5 protein-coding genes are annotated in these 4,850 nt (G+C 55.2%); all 5 read left to right on the top strand.

Annotated features, from left to right (window positions below):
• On the top strand, window positions 1-928 hold a 928-nt coding region (locus tag HP546_RS25865; protein ID WP_172231360.1), incomplete at its 5' end, for an acetate--CoA ligase family protein.
• Between the two features lie 34 nt (window positions 929-962).
• Window positions 963-1,724 (top strand): SDR family NAD(P)-dependent oxidoreductase, encoded by a 762-nt coding sequence (locus tag HP546_RS25860; protein WP_172231357.1) that lies wholly within the window; start codon window positions 963-965, stop codon window positions 1,722-1,724.
• Between the two features lie 273 nt (window positions 1,725-1,997).
• Entirely contained in the window at window positions 1,998-3,185 is a 1,188-nt protein-coding gene (locus tag HP546_RS25855) for a thiolase domain-containing protein (protein ID WP_172231354.1), read from the top strand.
• A 2-nt stretch (window positions 3,186-3,187) separates the two neighbouring features.
• Window positions 3,188-3,574, top strand: coding sequence for a Zn-ribbon domain-containing OB-fold protein (locus HP546_RS25850; RefSeq protein ID WP_172231351.1), 387 nt, complete (start codon window positions 3,188-3,190; stop codon window positions 3,572-3,574).
• Window positions 3,575-3,757: 183 nt separating this feature from the next.
• Window positions 3,758-4,850, top strand: a 1,093-nt coding sequence (locus HP546_RS25845) for an MFS transporter (protein WP_172231348.1), incomplete at its 3' end; no start/stop codon positions are given.

Below are 4,850 nucleotides of genomic sequence, written 5' to 3'. Positions count from 1 at the left end.
GCCTGAAGCCTCGGTCGCATGGCTCAAGTACTTCATTGAAGGTGTAGGTTCTAGCGCTAAGCCATCGATTTTCGTGCTTCACAATGAGGACGTTCCGCTTTCAGCGGAGTTCTTGGCAGAAGCCAAGCTACGACGCGCCGTCGTTTTGCGCTCGCCTGAGCGTGCCCTGCGTGCCCTCGCACGGGTCACACAGTTTGGTCGACGTCAGGTAGCGAATATGTCTGGGCAACGGCCTGCCCCCCCTCAACGCGTGAACCTGAGCTTGGGGAAAGGAACCCAAGCTGAATGGGCCGGCAAAATCGCACTGCGGGAGATTGGTATCCAAACCCCACCGGGAGCATTGGTCACGTCCCTGGGGGAAGCATTAGCAGTGGTCGAGGAGATCGGCTACCCGGTGGTGATCAAAGCGCAGTCAAATGGATTGGCACACAAGAGTGAAGTGGGCGGTGTGCTGCTCAACATCGCCGACGACGCGTCACTGACAACCGCATGGGAACAACTCCATCAGAACGTCTCCCGTGCCGCGCCAGATCTGAAACTTGATGGCGTGCTTATCGAAAAGATGGGCGCGCGCGGCCTTGAGTTGGTCGTCGGTGCCAGCCGTGACTCCCAGTGGGGCCCAATCCTTATGGTAGGGCTGGGAGGCGTCTGGGTTGAAGCACTAGGCGATGTTCAGCTTCTGCCGCCCGACCTCCCTCACGCAGTGATTGTTGAAAGACTTCGCGATCTCAAAGCCTCCAAGCTACTGACCGGATTCCGAGGGTCTGAACCCGCGGATCTCGACGCAGTGGCTGAGGTGGTGCAGAAGCTAGGCGCCCTGATGCTTTCCAATCCAGAATTGATCGAAGTGGACGTCAACCCGCTTGTGGTCTACCCGAAAGGCAGCGGCGTCGTTGCCCTTGATGCGCTTTTCGTTACCGAACAGTAAGTAGTGCGTAGCCTCTTCATTCAGGATCAAAGCAATGGACGTAAACGGAAAAGCTGTACTTGTGACGGGTGGCGCGTCAGGCCTGGGCGAAGCCACAGTTCGACATTTGGCAAAACTGGGTGCACGCGTCGCAATTCTGGACATTCAGATCGAGCGCGCAGAGCAGATCGCCAACGAAGTGAATGGAATTGCAATTCGGTGTGATGTCACCGACGCGGATAGCGCAGCATCCGCGTTGAGCGAAGCACGCAAAGCGCACGGCATTGCGAAGATTCTTGTGAACTGTGCTGGTGGTGGTTTACCGCAACGCGTTGTGGGCAAGAACGGCCCAATGCCGCTTGAGGATTTCACGAAGATCATCAACCTGAACCTGGTGGGCAGCTTCAACATGACCCGCCTAGCAGCAGCCGACATGATCGGATCGGACCCGGACGAAGGGGGCGAGCGCGGCCTGATCCTATTCACCACCTCTGTGGCCGCATACGAAGGTCAAGTCGGCCAAGCTGCCTACACCGCTTCAAAAGGAGCGCTCGCTGCACTCTCGATTCAACTCGCAAGGGAGTTTGCGCAATTCGGAGTGAGAGCGATGGCCATCGCCCCGGGAATATTCGAAACCCCGCTCCTCAAAACAGCCTCCAACGAGGTGCTGCAGTCGCTAGCCTCATCAATTCCATTCCCACGAAGGTTGGGTCACCCAGAGGAGTTCGCTCAGCTAGTGGGGCACATCGCTTCAAATCCCTACCTGAATGGGGAAGTGATTCGCATCGATGGAGCTACGCGTTTGGCGCCGCGATAGCGTTGCTTCAGCAGTAAGTCAGCGCAGGCTGCACGCTGCTCTGCAGGAAAATCTCCGGTATCTGTGCTTCTGGACGGTTAGCGAATCCGCGCCAGAACGCCAGTCGGCTGCGAAGTCAAAATATAGTTAGCCCGCAGCCATAAGGCCGAAAGATTTAACTCGCTGACTTCTGCCCTTGCGCTCCTGAGCGCAAGCGATGCGCCGACACACAAGAATAAATTTGGGGATCAAACCCTGCCCGCGCCGGATCTCGGTGCTGTAGATGAGGTGGTCATGAGCGTAAAAGGAAAAGCATATATCGTTGGTGCTTATGAGCACCCCACCCGACATGCCGTTGGTACGTCCCTCGCTGAGCTGCATGCTGAGGTAGCGGCAGGGGCTTTGGCTGATGCTGGCCTTCGCTTGGAGGATGTCGACGGTTACTTCTGCGCGGGTGACGTTCCTGGGTGGGATGCACCCGGTGTGGGGCCGATGTCGATGGTTGAGTACCTAGGCCTGAATGTCCGTCACTTTGATACGACTGAAACTTGGGGCTCTGCTTACATCAACTTAGTTGAACATGCCGCCTCGGCCATCGCTGCGGGTAAATGTCGTGTCGCCCTCATTACCCAGGCTGGCCGTCCACGGGCTGATAGGCTGACACCAGCCGACAGCCACCTGAATCAGGTACAGGCGTCGGGTGAGTCGCAATTTGAAATTCCATATGGCGCTGTTGTTACTAACATGTATGGAATGTGCGCGCAGCGCCACATGTACGAACACGGTACAACGCCCGAGCAACTCGCGTGGATCAAAGTTGCCGCCTCTCACCATGCGCAGCACAACCCATTCGCAATGTTGCCGAAGGTTGTGACGGTTGAGGATGTCGTGAACTCCCCGATCGTATCCACTCCACTTCACAGACTCGACTGCTGCGTGATTACAGACGGGGGCGGCGCACTGGTGCTCGCTCATCCAGATGTAGCCCGCAACCTTAAGCGTCCGTTGATTACACCGATTGGCTCCGGTTTTCATATCAAACAGCTTAACGGCGGCTACTTTGACATCCTTCAATCTGGCGGTGTGAAATCGGGAGCAGAAGCGTTTGCCCAAGCGGGTGTCCAGAGAACGGACATCCAGTATGCCTCTCTCTATGACAGTTTCACGATCACCGTACTTATCCAACTCGAGAACCTCGGTTTCTGCGCTCCAGGAGAAGGCGGAAAATTCGTGGCTGATGGCGGTCTGATTTCAGGCGTCGGTGTCTTGCCAACCAACACAGATGGTGGCGGTTTGTGCAACAACCATCCTGGTAATCGTGGCGGCATGACAAAAATGATTGAGGCTATCCGACAACTTCGGGGCGAAGCTCATCCTGCAGTTCAGGTACCGAATTGCGGGCTAGCGTTGGCTCACGGAACCGGCGGCCAACTTGGCGCTCGGCACGGTAGCGCAACGATCATTCTGGAACGTGAGGCGTGACCATGGAAACTCGAATCCCAGCTGCTCCGACACCTTGGCCGGAAACTGAAAAATTCTGGGCTGCTGCAGCGGAGCATAAACTTCTGCTGAAGCGTTGCTTGGTAACGAACAAAGCCTTCTTTTATCCCCGCAACCATAGCCCGTTTTCTGGCTCACCCGAAACTGAGTGGTTTGAGGCTTCCGGGAAAGGCACCATTTATTCGTACAGCATTCTGCCCAAAGCGTCTCCTCCTTATTGCATCGCATATGTCGAGCTGGACGAGGGCCCCAAGGTATTGACTAACATCGTAACTGACAAGTTCGAAAATCTAGAAATCGGCATGGCGGTGACAGTTACGTTTGTGCCTAGCGAGAGCGGGCAGCTGATCCCGATGTTCCGACCAACCTGACAACCGGTCTTCGTACACCACTGCAGTTCGACCGAGCATGCTGACCAACCGTGAATCTGCATCACACGGTTCGTGGGGCTGCCTGCGGTTGCTTGATTAAATAATCTCAGTCCAACAAATTTTAACAAAAAAGGATATGCGATATGACTAGTTTCACTCATGCTCAGCATCGGGGGGCCGGTGATGAACAATGATATCAGCACACAGTTGAATACTCGTTCGATGCGACCTTTCCAGTGGATGGTGATCGGCATCTGCATGGTACTCAATGCCCTCGATGGCTTCGACGTGCTAGTGATGGCCTTTACTGCTTCAGCCGTTTCCGCAGAGTGGTCTTTAAACGGAGCAAACCTCGGCGCACTATTGAGCGCAGGCCTCGTTGGCATGTCCATTGGCTCATTTTTCATTGCCCCCTGGGCAGATCGAATCGGTCGCCGCCCGCTGGTGTTGATTTGCCTGATCCTAGCCGGGATAGGAATGGTCATGGCCGCGTATTGTCAAACGCCGATGCAATTGGGAGTTTGTCGCGGTATCACTGGACTCGGGATTGGCGGTATTCTAGCTAGCACTAACGTCATGGCTAGCGAGTTCGCATCCACTAAGTGGCGCACCCTTGCTGTTAGTTTGCAATCAACTGGCTACGCGCTAGGCGCTGTATTTGGAGGCATGCTTGCAATTTATTTGCTGAAGGTCTTCGGATGGCGCTCGGTCTTTCTTGCTGGTGGGGTTGCGACACTAGCGATGGTGCCTGTCGTCTACTGCTTCCTGCCGGAGTCAATTGATTTCTTGCTCGCGAAAAGGCCGGCTAATACCTTGCAGCGAATCAACCGTGTCGGAAGAAAACTGGGGCTGAACCAGCTGGTTGATCTTCCGCCGATGCAGTCTGCAGAAGTAGCGAGAGTTAATGCATTCGCGGCCTTACTTAGCCCCAGGTATCGGAGTGCCACACTTAAGCTGTGGACGCTGTTCTTCTTCGTACTTTTTGGCTTCTACTTCGTTATGGGCTGGACGCCAAAGCTGCTTACGACCGCCGGGCTGTCTGCTGAACAAGGTATCACCGGAGGAGTGCTCTTGAGCGCAGGCGGCATCTTTGGCACCGCTCTGCTCGGGCTACTCTGCACGAAATTCAAGCTTGCTCATGTGCAAGCAGTGTTTCTCATTGCGACTGCTGCGCTGATGGTTGTATTCGTTCAGTCAACGTCCAATCTGTCCCTCGCGTTTTTGATTGGACTATTGCTAGGGGTTACAGTTAATGGATCAGTGGCGGGACTGTTCG

It is taken from the genome of Pseudomonas sp. CM25 (genome assembly GCF_013179705.1).
In the GTDB taxonomy this organism is placed as follows: domain Bacteria; phylum Pseudomonadota; class Gammaproteobacteria; order Pseudomonadales; family Pseudomonadaceae; genus Aquipseudomonas.
The sequence above is the reverse complement of the archived record's forward strand: the minus strand, read 5'-3'. Positions and strand labels throughout refer to the sequence as shown.